The following is an 18,188-nucleotide window of genomic DNA, read 5'->3' on the forward strand; positions in this document are numbered from 1 at the left end:
ATAATTCCTGAGCATTATTACGATATCAGCGTCATCGCGTATGGCTGCGGGCGCTTAGCCTGACAAGGCGCCGGTGGGGCGGCTCGGCGATTGACCGCTCAAAGCTCGGGCGCAAGCTCCAGTGCCGTCAGCCGCCATTCCGGCCAGGATGGCTGCGGCGGCTCGACGAAGAGCGGAAGGGCATTGGGGGTGCGCACATTGGAGGGCAGGCCCGCCTCGTAGCGAAACGCCCGCCACAGCGCGCCATGCGCCACCACCAGTACCGGCCCAGGCAACGCCGTGGCGCGGTTGATGGCGCCCACCGTGCGGGCGCGCAGGGCGGCGAAGCTCTCGGCACCTTTTGGGGTATATTCATCGGCGATCCAGCTATCGTACCAATCGCCCATGGGCTGGCCTTCCTGCTCGCCGAACTCTACCTCGCGCAGGTCATGGTCGATGGTGAAGCCCTGGCCGAGCACCGCCGCCACCGCCGCCGCGGTATCACGCGCGCGGGAGAGGGGCGAGGCGATGATGCTGCCAAAGCTATGGCCGGCCAGGCTGCGCGCCGCACGCTCTGCCTGGGCGCGGCCGACGGCGTTCAGCGGGATATCCGTCACCCCCTGGGAGAGGCCGCGGGCATTCCAATCCGTCTCGCCATGGCGGAGGAACCAGAAGGGGATGGGGTTGAGGCTCACGCCAGGCCTTCGGCGGCCATGGTGCGGGCGACGGCGGGGCGGGCTTTCATCCGGTCATAATGCGCGGCGACATTGGCCGGCAGCGCATGGCCCAGCCGCGCCGCCCACCAGAAGCAAACATAGAACAGCGCGCTATCGGCGATGGAGAATTCGCCGCAAAGATAGTCCTGGCCTTCCAGCGCGCGGTCCATCACCGCCAGGCCCTTCTCATAGATCTCGCGGCCGCGGGCCTTCACCGCCTCGTGGTCGGCCTCGGAGGGGGCGAAATTCGCCGGGCGGAAGATCCGGGAAAAGCCCTGCATATGCACGGTGGCCACGGCGAAATCGGTCAATTCCAGCGCGCGGGCGGCCATGGCGGGGTCAGCCGGCAGCAGCCTCGCCTCGGGGTTGGTCGCCGCCAGATAATAGGCGATGGCGGGGTATTCGGTCAGCACCGAGCCATCATCACGCAGCAGGGTCGGCACCTTAGATTTGGCGTTGATGCTGGTGAATTCCGGCTTGAACTGCGCACCCTCGCGCAGGTTCAGCAACACGGCCTCATAGGGCTTGCCGATTTCCTCGAGCAGCAGGTGAATGCCGAGGGAACAGGCGCCGGGGGCATAGAACAGCTTCATCGTGTGGTCTCCTTCAAGCGGCTTCGGCGGCCAGGGCGCGGGCCACGGCGGGGCGGGCCATCATGGCCTCATAATGGGCAGCAATGCGCGCGGGCGGCGTGATGCCGGCGCGCAGGCACCACCGCTCGAGGAAGAACAGCGCGCAATCGGCAACCGAGAAGCCGCTGGGCAGCAGCCAGTCCGAGCCCTTCCAGCTTTGCGCCAGCAGGGCCAGGTATTTCTCGGCCAGGGCCTTGCCCTGGGCCACCACGCGGGGCTCATCCTCGGCATCGCGGGCGAAATTAACCGCGCGGAACTGCCGGGTGAAAGCCTGGGGATGGATGGTGCCGCAAATATAGTCGAGCATTTCCAGCACCCGCGTCTCGCCCTCGAGATCGGTGGGGATCAGCTTTGCGGCGGGGTTGGACTTGGCGAGCCAGAAGGCGATGGTCTGGAATTCGGTGAGCACTGAGCCATCATCGCGCAGCAGCGTGGGCACCTTCGATTTGGGGTTCATCGCGATGAATTCGGGCGTATAGGTTCCGCCATCGCGGGTGGAGAAACGCTCGGCGGCGAAGGGCTTGCCGATCTCCTCGAGGATGACATGGATACCCAGCGAACAGGCGCCGGGTGAATAGAGCAGCTTCATCCTCATCTCCCCATCAGGATTATCAGTCGAACAGCGACGAGACCGAGCTTTCTTCGCTGATGCGGCGCATCGCCTCGGCCAGCAGGGCGGCGATGGGCAATTGCCGGGTATTGGCGGAATTGCGCACCGCTTCGGTGGCGGCGATGCTGTCGGTTACCGTCATCATCTCGATGGGGGCTGCGCCCACGCGGGCAACGGCGCCGCCCGAGAAAACCCCATGCGTGACATAGGCCGAGACCGAGCGCGCGCCATTGCGCATCAGCGCATCCGCCGCGTTGCAATGGGTGCCGCCGCTGTCGATGATGTCGTCGACGATGATGCAGTCGCGCCCCGTCACATCGCCGATCACGTTCATCACTTCGGAGACGCCAGCGCGCTCGCGCCGCTTGTCGATGATGGCGAGGTCGGTGTGCAGGCGGGTGGCGATCGAGCGGGCGCGCACCACGCCGCCAACATCGGGGGAGACGACCATCAGGTCCCGCCCGGCATAGCGCTCCTGGATATCCTTGGCGAAGAGGGGGGCTGCGATCAGGTTATCGACCGGAATATCGAAGAAGCCCTGAATCTGGCCGGCGTGCAAATCCATTGTCAGCACACGGTCGGCCCCTGCCTCGGTGATGAGGTTGGCCACCAGCTTGGCTGAAATCGGCGTGCGCGGGCCGCTCTTGCGGTCCTGACGGGCGTAACCGAAATAGGGGATCACTGCCGTCACCCGCCGCGCGCTGGAACGGCGCAGTGCGTCAAGCGTGATCAGCAGCTCCATCAGGTGGTCATTGGCCGGAAAGCTGGTGGATTGGATGACGAAGACATCCTCACCACGAATATTTTCATGGAACTCGACGAAGATCTCCATATCGGCGAAGCGCCGGATGGAGGCCTTGACCAAAGGCAGTTCCAAATTATCGGCAACGGCCTGTGCGAGGGGCATGTTGCTGTTGCAGGCGACGATTTTCATGCAGGCTCCAGAACTCCGCCTCGGCGGGAGTGACGTATCAACGTAACGCCGCCATGGCAACCGGGGCATCCAATGAGATGGTTGGGCTCAGCGGAGCCCAGGCGGTGGTGGGGCGCCGCCCGCGGCCGGTATCTCCTGTGCTGGTGCAGAGAGCTGCGGCGTGGTCGCATTGCGGATGATGGTCTGCACCCCGCCGCTGGCCTGCTCGGCGGCGACATAGGCGATATCGCCCCAGAAGCGGTTCAGCCGCCCCGCCGGCACCTCATTGACCTGCACCACCCGGCCCAGCTCCTCGCCATCGCGCCGGGTGACGATCCATTGCAGATCCACCACCTGGGCATTGTCGGCCGGGGCTGTGATGCGCACCTCGGCGGTCAGGCCATATTGCGCGCCCTCCGCCGCATCCTGCACGACGAAGCCGAGATTGGACATGAATTCGCGCATCCGCGCAGCCAGGGCCTGGGCGCCATCGCCCGGCGCGCCGCGCACCGGCAGAAAGCGCACCCGGGGTGGCCCGGAGGAAATCGCCCCCGGGGTGGCCGAAGCGCGGGCGGCCTGCACCGAGAGCAGGAGCCGTGTGAGCCCCGGCGTGGCCTGGGCGGCCACCTGGGCGAGCATTGGCGGCGTGGGCTCGGCCCACGCGCGGATGGGCACCCCCGCCCCCTCATGCTCGCCCTGCGAGCGGCCATCGGCATTGACCAGCTCAAAGCGCGGCCGCACGACATTGCCGGCGCTCTCGGCGGTGATGAGCAATTGCCAATCGAGCGGCAAGGGCCTGTCGATGGCAATCGCCGGCACCTCCTCGCCCTGCAAGGCGGCCGTCATCGCCTCGGCCAGGCGCCTGGCATTGGCCTCGTCGAGCAGCGCCTGCGGCGGCGGCGGCACGGCCAGGCGGATGGCCAGGGGAATAGCCAGGCTGCGGGCCTGACGGCCAGGATTGCCGCGGAAGGGCTGCGGCAGATCGCCACAACCCGTCAGCAGCAGCAAAACGGCAAGGCAGGCGCTACAGAATCGCACAGGTGGCCACCATGGTGAGAATGCAAAGGAAAAGAAAAACCACGACATAGGGCATAGCTCAGATCCCAATGGCGGAGAGCTGATGGCCGATCGGCCCCTCGCCCGCCAGGGTGCGGCGGCGATGGCTGAAGAATTGTGCCGGCTGCGCCAAGGTATCATCGGAGGTGGCATTGGCCTCGGCGCCTGCCGCGCGCAGCCGGGCCAGGCAATAGCCGGGCAGGTCGAATTGCCAGCGCTCTGGCCGCTGGCCGGGGATGAAGAAGGCCTCGCCATCGCCGGGTTGGGCCAGCACGGCGTCGCGCAGATCGGCACCCACCTCATAGCTCGCCTGGCCGATGCAGGGCCCCACCACGGCGGTGATATCCCGTGCACCCAGGGCGCGCATGGCCTCCAGCGTCGCTTCCAGCACCCCGGCGACGGCGCCGCGCCAGCCGGCATGGGCAGCCCCCACAATGCCGGCCCGTGCATCGGCAAAGAGCACCGGCCCACAATCGGCGGTGACCACGCCCAGCAGCAACCCTGGCCGTGCCGTGACCAGCGCATCGGCCACCGGCCGGCTTTCCCAGGGGCCATCACACACCGCCACGGCCACGCCATGCACCTGATGCACGCCCACCAGGGCTTCGGGCGCAAAACCCAGGCTGCGGGCGGCGCGGGCGCGGTTCTCGGCCACCCGCTCGGGCAGGTCGGCGCTGCGGTCGGAGCAATTGAGCGCGGCAAAGCCGCCCTCGCTCACCCCGCCCTGGCGGGTGAAGAAACCATGCCGCGTGCCGGCCAGGCCAGGATGGAGGATCATCATGCGAAGCCTGCTGGCACAGCGAGGCCCGGCTTGCAAAGGCAAAGCACCTTGAAGAGCCGGCCCATGCCCTCGGATGTCACGAGGCGTTGCGCGCCAGAGAGGATCATGCCCGCCTGTTGCGGCGCCGATTGCGCCAGTATCGCGGCCCGGCTCATCAGCCCCAGCCTTTGCAAAAACAGCCCCTGCGGGATGGGGCCATGCGCCTCCGCGCTGCCCGCCGCCCGCGCCAGCGCCGCGAAATCGACATGCGCGGTCAGATCTGCACTGCCCGGCGGGCCCAGCGGGTCAGCCGCCTGATGCGCGCGCAGCGCCTGCAGGCTGTCGCCCAGCGCGGTTTCGGCCGGGCCGTAATCGAGCAGCAGCGCGGCCCCGCCCTGGGCGGCGATGCGCGCGGCGAGATGGGCGGCCAGCGCCTGGCCGGCCTCGCCCCGCTCCAGCACGCTGCCCTCGGGGGCCTCGGGCAGCCGCAGTTCGCTGGGCTGCTCGACGAAGGCGCCATGGGCGACGAAGCGCTCCATCCAGCCCTCCGCCCGCCGAATGAACTGGCGCACCGGCAGGGCATCGAAAAATTCATTGGCCAGGATGATGGCGGGGCCGGGCGGCACATCCTCCACCCGGTCAAACCATTGCGCCGGGGTGCCGGCCAGCGCCGCGCCCTGCCGCGCCCGCAGGCTGGCCGAGCTCTCGACCAGCGCGATCCGCGCCGCCGCCTGAAAACCCGGCACCATCTCACCCACCGCGCGCCAGGCATCGGCCATCAGGGTGCCGCGGCCCGGCCCCAGCTCCACCAGCCAGACCGCCGCGGGGGCACCCATTTGCTGCCACGTCACCGCGGCCCAAAGGCCCAGACATTCACCGAAAGCCTGGGAGATCTCCGGCGCGGTGGTGAAATGCGCCAGCGGGTCGGGCTGGGCATAAAACGCAGCATTGGCGCGCGCCATGAAGGCGTCCAGCCGCTCCATCACGGCCGCCGGGCGCGCCACATGAGCACGATGCCGATGAGCATCATCGGCAGCGAGAGCAATTGGCCCATCGTGGTCCCCACCAGCAGGAAGCCCAGATGCGCGTCGGGCTGGCGGAAAAATTCGCCGATGCAGCGCGCCGCGCCATAGCCGGCGATCAGCGCGCCGGTCAGGAAGCCCCGGCGTTCACGCAGGCCAGGGCGCGAGAACAGGGTGATCATGAGCAGGAACAGCGCCACACCCTCGAGCCCTGCCTGATAAAGCTGGCTGGGGTGGCGCGGCAGGGCCATGGGGTCGGTGGGGAAGACCATCGCCCAGGGCACATCCGCCGGCCGGCCATACAGTTCTGCATTGACGAAATTGGCCAGCCTGCCGAAGAAAAGCCCAAGCGGCACGCCCACCGCCACCCTGTCACCAAAGCCCAGCGGCGAGAGTTTCTGCGCCCGGCAGAATAGCCAGGCCGCCACGATCACGCCCAGGGCGCCGCCATGGAAGGCCATACCACCCTGCCAGACCATGGGAATTTCCCATGGCGCGAAAAGGTAATGGCCGGGTCGGTAGAACAACACATAGCCCAGCCGGCCACCGATGATGATGCCCAGCGTGGCCCAGGAGATGAAATCATCCATCTGCTGCGGCGTGGCCACCGCAGGGGAGGTCTGCACCAGCCGCCGCCCCAGCCGCCAGGCGGCAATGATGCCGGCGATATAGGCCAGGGCGTACCAGCGGATTCCCAATGGTCCGATCTGAATGGCGACCGGGTCGATCATCGGGAAGGCCCAGATGGGCAGAATGGCGGGAATCATGCGGCCTCGTGGGCTGTGACGGAGTGCGGTATAGGCGATTGCAGCAAGGAGATCATCATGGCGGGTAGCAAAGACGGCGTTCGGCAGCGGCTGGACGATCTGGCGGGAATGGCCGGTGGCGCTTTCAGCGTTCTGGCCGGGCTGAAGAATGAGGCCGGGCAATTGGCGAAATCCCGCGCCGATGCCTTTGCCCAGCGCATGGAGCTGGTCCGGCGGGAGGAGTTCGAGGCTGCCCTCGAACTCGCCCGGCGCGCGCGCGAAGAGACGGAGGTTCTGGCCGAGAAGCTGGCCGCACTCGAGGCCCGGCTCTCCCGACTGGAGGCCGGCCGGGGCGATGCGGCGGGCAACATCATGATTGCGCGGGCCGATTCGTCCACAGAAGCGTAGCATTTCCCCTCTTGCGGCGCGGGATTCAGGCCTCATACGCTAGGTGTGGTGGTGCAGGGCGTCGTTAACCCCAATACCTGGGTCTGGGGCCCAGGGGGAGAGTGGCGACAAAGCCCGGCATCGCGGTGGCACGTGGTTCAGACCTTGGGTGATTTCGCCCTCGGTCATCACGCTTGAGAAGGGTTCTGCGATGACCTCCATGTTGACCCAGGAATTCCACGAAACCGCGACCAATCCGCTCGATGTGCTTGAGCAGATTCTCAGTTCCAATGAATGGGCCTGCGAGCGGCAATCGGACGGGGAGATGGTGGCGGAGGCGCCCGGCAAATGGGGCAGCTACGCCATGTTCTTCTCCTGGGCGCGGGAGATCAGCGCCATGCATTTTTCCTGCGCCTTCGATATCAAGGTGCCGGCCAATCGGCGCGGCGCGCTTTATGAATTGCTGGCGCTGGCCAATGAGCGGCTCTGGATCGGCCATTTCGGGCTGGAAAGCGATGATGGCGTGCCGGTGTTTCGCCATGCCGTGCTGCTGCGCGGCGCCCCCGGGGCCAGCGCTGAAAGCCTGGAAGATCTGGTCGATATCGCGCTGAACGAGTGCGAGCGCTTCTTCCCCGCCTTTCAGTTCGTGCTTTGGGGCGGCAAGGCGCCCAAGGATGCGCTGGAAGCGGCGATGCTGGATTGCGTCGGCGAGGCCTGAGCGCCTATTCGCCTCAGGCAAAAATATCCAGCAGCGAGGCCAGGGGGAGCGGCGCATCGGGAGGTGCCACCGCGGCCCATAACCCACGCGGCACATAGAGCGCTGCCAGCCCAGCGGCGCGGGCGGGCAGAATGTCATTATCCACCCTGTCGCCCACATAGGTAATCGCCGCGGGCGGGGCGGCGCAATGTTCGATCACCCGGTCGAAAAAGCGCGGATCGGGCTTTTGTACCCCCCAACCGGCGGAGGTGGCGATGAAATCGGCGCCCAGATTCAGCGCCTCAAGGGCGGGCCCTGCCTCGAGGGGCTGGTTGCCGGCGATGCCGATACGAAAGCCGCGCGCCCGCAATGCGGCGAAGGCGGGGCGGACATCGGGGTAGAGGTCGGCCTCCAGCGGTGCATCCTGCGCCAGCCTGGCGCGGCGAATGGCCATGATGTCATGTCCCGGGGCCAGGCGCTGCATGGTGTGACGGTGGCTCAGCCCCTGGGCGATATCCTCGCACAGGGCGCCCCAAAGCGTTTCATAAGGCACCGCCAGATGCGCGGCCCAGCCCTGCCAGACGCGGGTCTCATCAACGAGAACGCCGCCGACATCGAAGACGAACCAGGCTTCGGCCGGCGGCAAGGCGCTCAGCTCTTCTCGATGGTCAAATCCGGCGCATCGGGGTGCTTCATGCCCACCAGATGGTAGCCGCAATCCACGTGATGCACCTCGCCGGTCACCCCGGCCGAGAGCGGGCTGAGGAAATACAGCCCCGAGCCGCCCACCTCCTCCAGCGTCACATTCCGTCGCATGGGGGAATTATGCTGGTTCCATTTGAGGATATAGCCGAAATCGCCGATCCCGCTCGCAGCCAAGGTCTTGATCGGGCCGGCGGAAATCGCGTTCACGCGGATCTGCCGCTCACCCAGATCGGCCGCCATATAGCGCACCGAGGCCTCCAGCGCCGCCTTGGCTACGCCCATCATATTGTAATGCGGCACCCAACGCTCGGCGCCCAAATAACTGAGGGTGAGCATGGAGCCACCCTCCTTCATCATCGCCGCCGCCCGCCGCCCGGTGGCCGCGAAGGAATAGCAAGAGATGTCCATCGCCTGGAGAAACGCCTCCCGCGGCGTATCAATGAAGCGACCGCGCAGGTAATCCTTATTGGCGAAGCCAATGGCATGCACCAGGAAATCCAACTCGCCCCAGCGTTCCTTCAGTGCATCAAAAGTGGCGTCGATCTGCGCGTCATCGCCCACATCGCAGGGCAGCACGAGGTCGGAGCCGACCGAGGCGGCCAGCGGGCGCACCCGCTTCTCCAGCGCCTCACCTTGGAAGGTGAAGGCGAGTTCGGCCCCCTGCGCGGCGCAGGCCTGGGCGATGGCCCAGGCGATCGAGCGATGATTCGCCACACCCATGATCAGGCCGCGGCGGCCGGCCATCAAATTTCCGGTTGGGATAGCAGCTTGGCTGACAGTGTCCGGCATGGTGCTCGCGGCTATGGTTGAAGAGGTGGGGTTGTGGTGGCACATGGCCATGGTCCGGGCAAGGCCCGGTTCATTTCTGGATATTTCGCATGAGCCCCACGCCGCCCGCCGACCCCTATGCGATCTTCGCCGAATGGATGGCCGAGGCCACGGCCTCGGAGGTGAATGACCCCAATGCCATGTGCCTGGCCACCTGCACGCCTGATGGAAGGCCGAGTGCGCGGATGGTGCTGCTCAAGGGCGTCGATCCGCGTGGTTTCGTCTTTTATACCAATCTCGAAAGCCGCAAGGGCTCGGAATTGGCCATAAATCCGCAGGCCGCGCTGTGTTTTCACTGGAAAAGCCTGGCCCGCTCCATTCGCGTGGAAGGCCAGGTGGAGAAGGTGACGGGGGCCGAGGCCGATGCCTATTACGCCAGCCGCTCCCGCGGGAGCCGGATCGGCGCCTGGGCATCGCGCCAGTCCCGCCCGCTGGAGGGGCGCTTCGCCCTGGAGAAGGCGGTGGCGGAATACACGATGAAATTCGGCATCAGCGAGATACCCCGGCCGGCGCATTGGTCGGGTTTTCGGGTGCTGCCGGCGCGAATCGAGTTCTGGCGCGACATGCCCTTCCGGCTGCATGAGCGGCGGGTCTTCACCGCCACTGCCGATGGCTGGGGCACCGAGGCGCTCTTCCCCTGATGGCCATTCCCGCCGCCCAGCGGGAGGTGGCGGATTTCCTCGCCGGTATCACCGGCCAGGGGGTGGTGGAGACGCATATCTCGGCGGTGTTTCTTGGCCGGGATGAGGTGCTGAAACTCAAAAAAGCGGTTGATTTCGGTTTTTTGAATTTTTTGTCGCTGGCCGAGCGCGGCCGGCTGATCGCCCATGAGCAGGCCCTGAATGCCCCCGCGGCGCCAGGGCTCTATCTCGGGCCGGTGGCCATCACCCGCGATCGCGATGGCGCCCTGGCGCTGGGTGGCGCGGGCGAGGTGGTGGATTGGGTGCTGCGGATGCGCCGGCTGCCAGCGGGTGACTTCCTCGATGCCCATGCCCCGCTCGACGGGCCAGGGCTCGATGCGCTGGCCGATGCGGTGGTGGCGCTGCACCAGGCCGCGCCCCAGCGCGCAGCCGGCGACCCTGGCACGCTGCTGGAGGGCAATCGCCAATCCGGCCTCAGCGCCGGCCTGCCGCCCGAGGCGGTGGCGGCATGGGCGGCGGCCGCCATCGCGCAGCTGCAGGCCCTCACCCCATGGCTGGCCTCGCGCCGGGCATTTCAGCGCCGCTGCCATGGCGATTTGCATCTGGGCAATCTCTGCCTGATCGAGGGCCGGCCCACGCCCTTCGACGCGCTGGAATTTTCCGAAGATCTGGCCAGCATCGACACCGGCTATGACCTCGCCTTCCTGCTGATGGACCTTGACCAGCGCTGGGGCCGCGCCGCCGCCAATCGGGTGATGAACCGCTACATCGCCCGCAGCGGCGATGTGGGCTTGCTGCGCGGGCTGCCACTCTGGCTTTCGATGCGCGCCTTCATCCGCGCCCATGTCACGGCGCGCAGCGGTGCTGATGCCAAAGCCCGGCTGGCCGCCGCCCTGGCCTATGTCAACCCGCCGCCGCCCCGGTTGGTGGCCATTGGCGGGCTGCAGGGGACCGGTAAATCCACCCTGGCGCGCGCCCTGGCACCGGGGCTGGGCGCCGCCCCCGGCGCGCTGGTCCTGCGCAGCGATGAATTGCGCAAACGCCGCGCCGGAATCGCCCCCGAAACGCCTCTGCCGCCCGAGGCCTACAGCGCCGAGGAGAGCGCCGCCGTCTTCGCCACCCTGCGCACCGAGGCTGCCGAGGCGCTCGCCGCCGGCCATGCCGTGGTGGCCGATGCTGTCTTCCAGCGCCCGGCGGAGCGCGATGCGCTCGCGGCCCTCTTCACCCCCTTCCAGGGTTTCTGGCTGGAGGCACCGCTCTCAGTGCTGCAGGCGCGGATCAAAGCCCGGCACAATGACGCATCGGACGCGAACATCGCCGTTCTGCAAGCCACCGCCGCGCGCGATTGCGGGCCCATCGACTGGGCCCGGCTGGACGCCACCGCCGATGCGCAGGCCGCGGCCCGCAAGATCCTGCTGGACGCACCCCCTGCCGCTTCGTCATAACGGCTGCTCAAAGGGTTCGAGGGAGAAAAACATGGCATTCCGTCGATTGCTGGTGCCGCTGACCGGCACCGCTGCGGGCGAGGCCGCCATCGCGACCGCGCTGATGACCGCGCGCATCTGGGGCGCGCATGTGCATTGCCTGCATGTGCGGGTGGATGCGCGCGATGTCGCACCCTTGGCAGGCGAAGGCCTCTCGGGCGCGATGATCGAGGAGATGATGGCCGCCACCGAGCGCGAATCCGGCGAACGCGCCAACCGCGTGAAGGCGCTGTTCGACCGCATGGCCGGCGCTTTGGGCGATGTGACCCTGGCTGACAGCGCCGAGGTGGCGAATAAGACCGATGGCGTCACCCTCTCCTTCGAGAGCATTGCCGGGCGGGAAGAGGATGTGGTGGCGCAGCAATCGCGCCTTTATGACCTGGCCGTGGTGCCGCATCCGGAGGCCGATGAGGATGTCTCCTCCTCCGATGCGCTGCACGCCGTGCTGTTCGATTCCGGCCGGCCGGTGCTGATCGCGCCACGCTGCGCACCCGCCTCCATCGGCACGCGCATCTGCTGTGCCTGGAATGGCACGGCCGAGAGTGCCGCCGCCATGGCCGCAGCCCTGCCCTGGCTGCATCAGAGCAATGCCTGCCGCGTGCTCTATGCCGATGAATACCAGCGCCGTGGGCCGAAGGTGGAGGGCATCATGTCCTACCTGCACTGGCATGGCGTGGATGCCGGCAGCCAGATGTTCAAGCCAGCCAACAGGGATGTCGGCGCTGGGCTGCTAGGGGCGGTGGCCGATTACAATGCCGATTTGCTTTGCATGGGCGCCTATAGCCATTCGCGCATCCGCCAACTGATCCTGGGCGGCGTGACGCGGCATGTGCTGGAGAAGAGCGAGATTCCCGTCCTGATGTGTCGGTGATTCTGGTTCGACCGGCGCGCGAGCACCTGCCGGCCTATAGGGCGGCGATGGAGCGCGGCTGGTCACCAGACCTGATCACCCCGCGCGAGACGGCGCTGCATGAACTGCGCTTCATCGCCGAGGACCCGGAGGGCTTTCTCGACGCGCTCGATGATCCGTCGGCTAAAAACGGCCCGGTGACATTTCCAGACGGCAGCACCAGGCCGCGCCTGCCCAGCTTCCGCCGTTGGATGTGGGATGGCGGGTTCTGCGGCGCGATCGACTTTCGCTGGCAGCACGGCACGCCGGCGCTGCCGCCCCATATCCTGGGGCATATCGGCTATAATGTGGTGGGCTGGAAGCGCCGGCAGGGTATTGCCACCCGCGCGCTGGGGCTGCCTTATGTCGAGGTGACGACAGAGCCCGAGAATACCGGCTCCATCGCGGTGATCGAGGCCAATGGCGGGGTTTTTATCGAGACCTTCACTAAGGATGCCGCCTATTCTGGCGGGCCGGGCCTTCGCTATGGCATCACGCTATCGGCCGGAGGCGCAGGATGAATGCCGCGATCACGGCCACCAAGCACAGCAGGGGATTACCAGCAGCATGATCGACATCAGGCCCTTCAACACCCTCGGCGCGGCCGATTTCGGCTGGCTGAAGGCCAAGCACCACTTCTCCTTCGGCCATTACCGCGACCCCGCGCGCGACCATTGGGGCAATCTGCGTGTCTGGAATGATGACGAGATCGCCCCAGGCAAGGGCTTTGCGCCGCACCCGCATCGCGACATGGAAATCATCACCTATGTCCGCCAGGGCGCCATCACCCATCGCGACAATATGGGCAATGAGGGCCGCACCGAGGCGGGCGACGTGCAGATCATGTCCGCCGGCACCGGCGTGACGCATAGCGAGTATAATCTCGAACCCGAGACCACCAAAATCTTCCAGATCTGGATCATGCCCGACCGCATCGGCGCCACGCCGAACTGGGGCGCCAAGACCTTCCCCAAGGCGGCGCGCGAGGCCGGCTTCGAGGTGCTGGCCAGCGGCCGTGATGGCGATCTGGGCGCGCTGCCCATCAACGCCGATGCCGCGGTGATGGCCACGACGCTCAGCCCCGGCCAGACCCTTATCCAACCCCTCGCACCGGGGCGCGTGGCCTATCTGGTGCCTGCCCGTGGCAGCGTGACGGTGAATGGCGTGACACTGAACCCGCGGGACGGGGCGGCGATACGTGACGAGGCGGAGTTGCGCATCATTGCCGAGGACGAGGCCGAGTTGGTGATGGTGGAGGCCGCTGGCTGAGCCGACCCGAACGGGTCTTGCCAGCGGCACGGGCTTGCCCCAACTCGGGGCGCATGAGCATTGCGATTATCGGCGCCGGCATGGCCGGCATTTCCTGCGCCCGGGCGCTGCGTGAGGCGGGGCGCCAGGTGGTGCTCTTCGACAAGGGCCGCGCCGCCGGCGGCCGAATGGCCACCAAGCGCATGGCGCTGGGCGAGGCGACCATCCGCATGGATCACGGCGCGCAATACATCACCGCACGGGATGCGGGCTTTGCCGCGCTGCTGCAGGGCCAGGGTATCGCCGCCTGGCCAGAGGCAGGGCGCTTTGTGCCGCTGCCCGCCATGTCGGCCCTGCCACGGGCACTGGCCGAGGGGCTGGATATCCAACTCGGCCGGCATGTTTCAGCGCTGCGCCGCCAAGGCGGGCAATGGATGATCGAGCACCTGCCGGCCGATGCCGTGCGGCCCGGCCGCCCGCTGCCGGACCTTGCAGCAGAGGCCGCCGGCCCCTTCGATGCCGTGGCGGTGGCACTGCCCGCCCCCCAGGCCGCCCCTTTGCTGCAACCGGTGGCGCCCGCCCTCGCCGCCGCGCTGGAGGCGGTGGAATACGCCCCCTGCTGGACCTGGCTTGCGGTATTCGCCGCGCGGCTCGACCTGCCTGATGTGCTGCGGCCAGAGACCGGGCCAATCGGCTGGGCAGCGCGCAACAATGCCAAGCCGGGCCGCGAGGCGCAGGAGGCCTGGGTGGTGCAGGCCGGCCCGGAATGGTCACGCGCCCATCTTGAGGACAAGGCGGGGGATGTGGCGGCGGGCTTGCGCGCCGCACTCGGCGCCCCGGCACCACTCACCGAGGTCACCCATCGCTGGCGCTATTCCCTGGTGGAGCGCGCCCTGGGCCTTCCCTGCCTATGGGATGGCGCGGCCGGGCTCGGCCTGGCCGGGGATTATTGCCTGGAGGGGCGGGTGGAGGCGGCCTTCCTCTCCGGCCAGGCGCTGGCGCGGGCCATGATAGCATGAATATCCAACTCCCCCGCCCCGCCCATGCGCATGATCTGGAGGCGGCGCGCGAGGCCGCCTTCGCCCTGCTGGCGCGCGGCGCGGTCGATAGGCGCAGCCCCATTCACACGCCAAACCTGGCCACCATCGGCGCCGATGGCGCGCCCAGGCTGCGCACCCTGGTGCTGCGCAGCTTTGACCCCGCCAGCCGCAGCCTGCGCCTGCACACCGACCGCAGAAGTGAAAAGGCGTCGGAAATCATCGCCGACCCACGCGTCTCGCTGCATGGCTATGATCCGGAGCAGCGCATCCAGCTTCGCCTGCAATGCCTGGCCAGCCTGCATTGCGATGACGCTGTGGCCGAGGCCGGCTGGAATGCGAGCCGCGATTTCTCCCGCATGTGCTACGCTATCACCCCAGGCCCCGGCCACCCAGCCGCAGCGCCGCCACCGGCACCCACCGATGCGGTGTCAGGACGAGAGAATTTTGCCGTGATTCAATTGATATTCAACGAGATGGAATGGCTCTGGCTGGCCGCTGATGGCCATAGGCGGGCGCGCTTCACCTGGGGGCAGCAGCCCATCGCCACCTGGCTGGTGCCATGAACCCCGCCACCATCACGGAAGAGATCATGCGGCAGGTCGAGGCGCGCGGCCCGGGCAAAAGCATCTGCCCCAGCGAAGTCGCCCAGGCGCTCGCCCCCGACGCCTGGCGCGGCTTGCTCACCCTGGTGCGCCAGGCTGCCGCCGCCCTGGCCACCGAGGGCCAGATTGACATATTGCGTAAGGGCAAGCCTGTGGCGCCCGAGGATATGCGCGGCGTCATCCGCCTCGCCATTCGCCAGAAGGAGCCTGAATGACCTCGATCACCGCCCTGCTCAGCCGTGGCGCCACCGGGTTGGAGGCCGCAAGCCCGCTGGAATTCGCCTCCCTCGTGCTGCCGCGCTCTCCCAATACCTACCTGGCCGCGCCGGGCTGGCATCCTGGCTTCAAGCATCTCGAAACCCCGATCTACCCGGTCTCCACCGCCCGGCTCTTCGAGGTTCTGGGCCGGGTCGCCGGGGAATTCCCCCGGACCTATCCGCGCGGGAACTGGCCGGAGCGCCTCCAGGCGCAATGGGTGGAGCGCAGCCAGATCATGAACTACCCCGACATCATCGTGGCCGAGGTGGTGGCCGTGCCCAATGGCGGGGCAGGGCTGTTCCTCTATTCGCACAGCCTGTTCGGCTGGTCCGATATGGGGGTGAACCGGGCGCGGGTGGATCGCTGGCTGGCGGCCTTGATGCGCGCGGCCTGAAGGATCAGTCGCGCCGGGCGCGCGTCTCGGCGTGACGCAGCAGGAATTCGCGGCCCAGCTTCACCCGCGGCGTGCCATCATATTCGACGATATCGGCGGTGGCGTAGGTCTCGCTCCAGATATCGGGGATGAAGCTGCCGGTGCCCACGACATCAACCGGTGCGCGCGCCTCGGCCATCACCCGGCACTTGCCCACGCCAAAGCCCGAGGAGGCGACGATGCGCACGGCGGAAAACCCCGCCGCATCCAGCGCCTCGCGCACACGCCAGACGGCGGCTGCGGAAACCCCGGTGCCCACGAGGTGGCGCAGCTCCGTCTCGCTGCGGTAACGGCGCACCGCAGCCGGGGCGTGGCGTTCCAGCACGGCGTAGCTTTCCGCCGGGTCCAGCCCCTCCAGGAAGCGGCCGCCATGGGTGTCGAGGCGCAGCGCCATGCGGCCTGCGGCGGCGAGGGTGGCAAAGCGGTGGCACACCTCCAGCCCATCCGTCACCTCACGGCCGAAATAATCCACCAGCACTGTCAGCCCCTCATCGGGGAAGGTCGCGTGGAACATTTCCGCCGCGCGCAGGGTGCTGCCGGCATAGCCGATAAGCGCATGCGGCATGGTGCCGCGCCCGGCATTCTCGCCAAACCAATGCGCCGTGCCATTGGTGGCATTGCCAACAAAGCCCTTAGCACCCTCGCGCTGCGCCGCCTGGCTGCCCACGCTGGCGGCATAGGCCATCATATCCTGCATCTCGGCCCCGGCGCAGTGCCGGGCATCCATCGCCAGGAAGGCGGATTGTGGCAATTCCAGGCTCATCTGATAGGCGTTGTGCGCCGCCACACAGGCCGCGCCGAGCTTTTGCAGATACAGCGTCTCCAGATCCGCCAGCTTGGCGAAGGAGCCGGTGAGGTAGAGCAGCGGGTCACCAGCGCCGACCCATTCGCCCTCCTCATGCACCAATTCGATATCGAAGGCGGTGTCGCGCTCGGCTGCCACGGCGCGCAACCAATCCACCGCGATGCGCGGCGCCGAGATCACCGGCCGGCGGAGGAACACCGCGTAGGTCACCCGCGCATCGCCGAATTTCTCGACGATGCTGCGGGTGCGGTTGAAATAGACATCGGTGCGATCAGCGATCGCCCGATCGGTGACACCGCTCATTCGGCGGCGCGCGCCGGACGTTCCATGCCCACCCGCCGCGCCTTCAACTCCTCCGCAATCAGGAAGGAGAGCTCCAGCGACTGTTCGGCATTCAGCCGCGGGTCGCAGAAGGTGGCGTAGTTTTCGCTCAGATTGGCGGCGGTCAGGCGATGGGCACCGCCCACGCATTCCGTCACGTCCGAGCCGGTCATCTCGACATGCACTCCACCCGCCACCGTGCCCTCCGCCGCATGAACGTCGAAGAAGCCACGCACCTCATCGAGGATCGCGTCGAAGCTGCGGGTCTTATAGCCAGCCTGGGTGGTGGTGTTGCCGTGCATGGGGTCGCACAGCCAGACCACATTGCAGCCGGCATCGCGCACGGCACGGACCAACGGCGGCAGTTTTTCGGCCACTTTCCCTGCACCCATGCGGCTGATCAGGGTGAAGCGGCCCTTCTCATTGGCCGGGTTGAGCTGTTGGCACAGTGCCACCAACTCGCCAGCATCCATCGTCGGCCCCACCTTCATGCCAATGGGGTTGGCCACGCCGCGGAGGAATTCCACATGCGCGCCATCGGGCTGGCGCGTGCGGTCGCCAATCCAGAGGAAATGCGCCGAGCAGGCGTAATGCTTGCCGATATGGGTGGAGCTGAGCCGGGTCAGCGCCTGCTCATACGGCAGCAGCAGCGATTCATGGCTGGTGTAGAAGGCGGTCTCACGGATTTGCGGCGCATTCTCGCTGTTCATGCCGCAGGCGGCCATGAAATTCAGCGTCTCATCAATGCGCTGGGCCAGGCCCTCATATTGCGCGGTGAGTGGCGAGCGGCCGACGAAATCGAGGTTCCAGCGATGCACCTGATGCAAATCGGCATAGCCACCGGTGGCGAAGGCGCGCAGCAGGTTCAGCGTGGAGGCCGATTGCAGATAGGCGAATTCCATCCGGGCGGGGTCCGGCATGCGGGCCTCGGGCGTGAATTCGGCGCCATTGATGATGTCACCGCGATAGCTGGGCAGGGTCACATCGCCCTGCTTTTCCACATCGCTCGAGCGCGGCTTGGCGAATTGCCCGGCCATGCGGCCCAGCTTCACCACGGGCACCGTGGCGCCGAAGGTCAGCACCACCGCCATTTGCAGCAGCACGCGAAACGTGTCGCGAATGGCATCGGTGCGGAATTCGGAAAAGCTCTCGGCGCAATCGCCGCCCTGCAGGACAAAGGCGCGGCCATCGCCGGCCCGGCCCAGCTCGGCCTTCAGCCGCTCGCATTCGCCGGCAAAAACCAGCGGCGGAAAGCGGCCAAGTTTTTGTTCCATCGCGGCCAGGGCCGCGCTGTCCGGATAGTCAGGGACCTGCCGTATCGGCATGTCACGCCAGCTGGACGGGGTCCATGCGCGTGCCATTGGTTTCTCTCCGCTCATTAAGGCTTGCCAGAATATGGCGGAATGGTGTCGGGCG

General features: G+C 67.2%; 23 protein-coding genes. 11 read left to right on the forward strand and 12 right to left on the reverse strand.

Annotation, left to right across the window (positions count from 1 at the left end):
- Positions 1-98: 98 nt before the first annotated feature.
- The 8 genes from ABWP84_RS04305 to lgt all read right to left on the reverse strand — a co-directional run bounded on the left by ABWP84_RS04305 (position 99) and on the right by lgt (position 6,455).
- Positions 99-674, reverse strand: coding sequence for a histidine phosphatase family protein (locus ABWP84_RS04305; protein ID WP_353210762.1), 576 nt, complete (start codon positions 672-674; stop codon positions 99-101).
- A complete protein-coding gene (locus ABWP84_RS04310) occupies positions 671-1,288 on the reverse strand; it encodes a glutathione S-transferase C-terminal domain-containing protein (RefSeq protein WP_353210763.1) in 618 nt (205 codons plus the stop codon). The genes ABWP84_RS04305 and ABWP84_RS04310 overlap by 4 nt, the downstream gene beginning before the upstream one ends.
- 13 nt (positions 1,289-1,301) lie before the next feature.
- Positions 1,302-1,916: a glutathione S-transferase gene (locus ABWP84_RS04315; RefSeq protein WP_353210764.1), complete on the reverse strand. Its 615-nt coding sequence runs from the start codon at positions 1,914-1,916 to the stop codon at positions 1,302-1,304.
- Between the two features lie 22 nt (positions 1,917-1,938).
- Complete coding sequence (locus ABWP84_RS04320; protein ID WP_353210765.1) at positions 1,939-2,871, reverse strand: ribose-phosphate pyrophosphokinase; 933 nt, start codon at positions 2,869-2,871, stop codon at positions 1,939-1,941.
- An 87-nt stretch (positions 2,872-2,958) separates the two neighbouring features.
- On the reverse strand, positions 2,959-3,888 hold the full coding sequence (locus tag ABWP84_RS04325; protein WP_353210766.1) for a hypothetical protein: 930 nt from the start codon (positions 3,886-3,888) through the stop codon (positions 2,959-2,961).
- A gap of 58 nt (positions 3,889-3,946) precedes the next feature.
- Entirely contained in the window at positions 3,947-4,687 is a 741-nt protein-coding gene (gene pgeF, locus ABWP84_RS04330; RefSeq protein WP_353210767.1) for a peptidoglycan editing factor PgeF, read from the reverse strand.
- On the reverse strand, positions 4,684-5,670 hold the full coding sequence (locus ABWP84_RS04335; protein ID WP_353210768.1) for an SAM-dependent methyltransferase: 987 nt from the start codon (positions 5,668-5,670) through the stop codon (positions 4,684-4,686). The genes pgeF and ABWP84_RS04335 overlap by 4 nt, the downstream gene beginning before the upstream one ends.
- On the reverse strand, positions 5,649-6,455 hold the full coding sequence (lgt, locus tag ABWP84_RS04340; RefSeq protein WP_353210769.1) for a prolipoprotein diacylglyceryl transferase: 807 nt from the start codon (positions 6,453-6,455) through the stop codon (positions 5,649-5,651). Before lgt ends, ABWP84_RS04335 begins: the two co-directional genes overlap by 22 nt.
- Positions 6,456-6,512: 57 nt before the next feature.
- Between lgt and ABWP84_RS04345 the strand changes: the two genes are divergently transcribed.
- A complete protein-coding gene (locus ABWP84_RS04345; protein ID WP_353210770.1) occupies positions 6,513-6,842 on the forward strand; it encodes an accessory factor UbiK family protein in 330 nt (109 codons plus the stop codon).
- Between the two features lie 190 nt (positions 6,843-7,032).
- Entirely contained in the window at positions 7,033-7,539 is a 507-nt protein-coding gene (locus tag ABWP84_RS04350; RefSeq protein WP_353210771.1) for a YbjN domain-containing protein, read from the forward strand.
- A 13-nt stretch (positions 7,540-7,552) separates the two neighbouring features.
- On the opposite strand, the gene ABWP84_RS04355 is transcribed toward ABWP84_RS04350, so the two are convergent.
- Complete coding sequence (locus tag ABWP84_RS04355; RefSeq protein WP_353210772.1) at positions 7,553-8,164, reverse strand: HAD family hydrolase; 612 nt, start codon at positions 8,162-8,164, stop codon at positions 7,553-7,555.
- Between the two features lie 5 nt (positions 8,165-8,169).
- Positions 8,170-8,967: an enoyl-ACP reductase FabI gene (gene fabI, locus ABWP84_RS04360; protein WP_353210773.1), complete on the reverse strand. Its 798-nt coding sequence runs from the start codon at positions 8,965-8,967 to the stop codon at positions 8,170-8,172.
- A 134-nt stretch (positions 8,968-9,101) separates the two neighbouring features.
- Here fabI and pdxH point away from each other — a divergent pair, with 134 nt between their 5' ends.
- Genes pdxH through ABWP84_RS04405 form a run of 9 tightly spaced genes read left to right on the forward strand, consistent with a single transcriptional unit; the run spans position 9,102 to position 15,607 of the window.
- Complete coding sequence (gene pdxH / locus ABWP84_RS04365) at positions 9,102-9,692, forward strand: pyridoxamine 5'-phosphate oxidase (protein ID WP_353210774.1); 591 nt, start codon at positions 9,102-9,104, stop codon at positions 9,690-9,692.
- Entirely contained in the window at positions 9,692-11,137 is a 1,446-nt protein-coding gene (locus ABWP84_RS04370) for an AAA family ATPase (protein WP_353210775.1), read from the forward strand. Before pdxH ends, ABWP84_RS04370 begins: the two co-directional genes overlap by 1 nt.
- Positions 11,138-11,168: 31 nt before the next feature.
- Entirely contained in the window at positions 11,169-12,047 is an 879-nt protein-coding gene (locus ABWP84_RS04375) for a universal stress protein (protein WP_353210776.1), read from the forward strand.
- Entirely contained in the window at positions 12,044-12,586 is a 543-nt protein-coding gene (locus ABWP84_RS04380) for a hypothetical protein (protein ID WP_353210777.1), read from the forward strand. The genes ABWP84_RS04375 and ABWP84_RS04380 overlap by 4 nt, the downstream gene beginning before the upstream one ends.
- 46 nt (positions 12,587-12,632) lie before the next feature.
- Positions 12,633-13,334: a pirin family protein gene (locus ABWP84_RS04385; protein ID WP_353210778.1), complete on the forward strand. Its 702-nt coding sequence runs from the start codon at positions 12,633-12,635 to the stop codon at positions 13,332-13,334.
- Positions 13,335-13,387: 53 nt separating this feature from the next.
- Positions 13,388-14,332: an FAD-dependent oxidoreductase gene (locus ABWP84_RS04390; RefSeq protein ID WP_353210779.1), complete on the forward strand. Its 945-nt coding sequence runs from the start codon at positions 13,388-13,390 to the stop codon at positions 14,330-14,332.
- The gene (locus ABWP84_RS04395; RefSeq protein WP_353210780.1) at positions 14,329-14,916 is read left to right on the forward strand and encodes a pyridoxamine 5'-phosphate oxidase family protein; all 588 of its coding nucleotides are present in this window, start codon (positions 14,329-14,331) and stop codon (positions 14,914-14,916) included. The genes ABWP84_RS04390 and ABWP84_RS04395 overlap by 4 nt, the downstream gene beginning before the upstream one ends.
- Positions 14,913-15,170 (forward strand): DUF3253 domain-containing protein, encoded by a 258-nt coding sequence (locus ABWP84_RS04400; protein WP_353210781.1) that lies wholly within the window; start codon positions 14,913-14,915, stop codon positions 15,168-15,170. The genes ABWP84_RS04395 and ABWP84_RS04400 overlap by 4 nt, the downstream gene beginning before the upstream one ends.
- Complete coding sequence (locus ABWP84_RS04405; protein WP_353210782.1) at positions 15,167-15,607, forward strand: DUF1499 domain-containing protein; 441 nt, start codon at positions 15,167-15,169, stop codon at positions 15,605-15,607. Before ABWP84_RS04400 ends, ABWP84_RS04405 begins: the two co-directional genes overlap by 4 nt.
- Before the next feature lie 4 nt (positions 15,608-15,611).
- On the opposite strand, the gene ABWP84_RS04410 is transcribed toward ABWP84_RS04405, so the two are convergent.
- Both ABWP84_RS04410 and ABWP84_RS04415 read right to left on the reverse strand, forming a co-directional pair.
- Positions 15,612-16,754 carry a nicotinate phosphoribosyltransferase gene (locus ABWP84_RS04410; protein WP_353210783.1) on the reverse strand — a complete coding sequence of 381 codons (1,143 nt, stop codon included), beginning with the start codon at positions 16,752-16,754 and terminating at the stop codon, positions 15,612-15,614.
- The gene (locus ABWP84_RS04415; protein ID WP_408904235.1) at positions 16,751-18,097 is read right to left on the reverse strand and encodes a class II 3-deoxy-7-phosphoheptulonate synthase; all 1,347 of its coding nucleotides are present in this window, start codon (positions 18,095-18,097) and stop codon (positions 16,751-16,753) included. Before ABWP84_RS04415 ends, ABWP84_RS04410 begins: the two co-directional genes overlap by 4 nt.
- Between the last annotated feature and the right edge of the window lie 91 nt (positions 18,098-18,188).

The organism is Rhodovarius sp., from assembly GCF_040399605.1.
GTDB classification, from domain to species: Bacteria; Pseudomonadota; Alphaproteobacteria; order Acetobacterales; family Acetobacteraceae; genus Rhodovarius; species Rhodovarius crocodyli_A.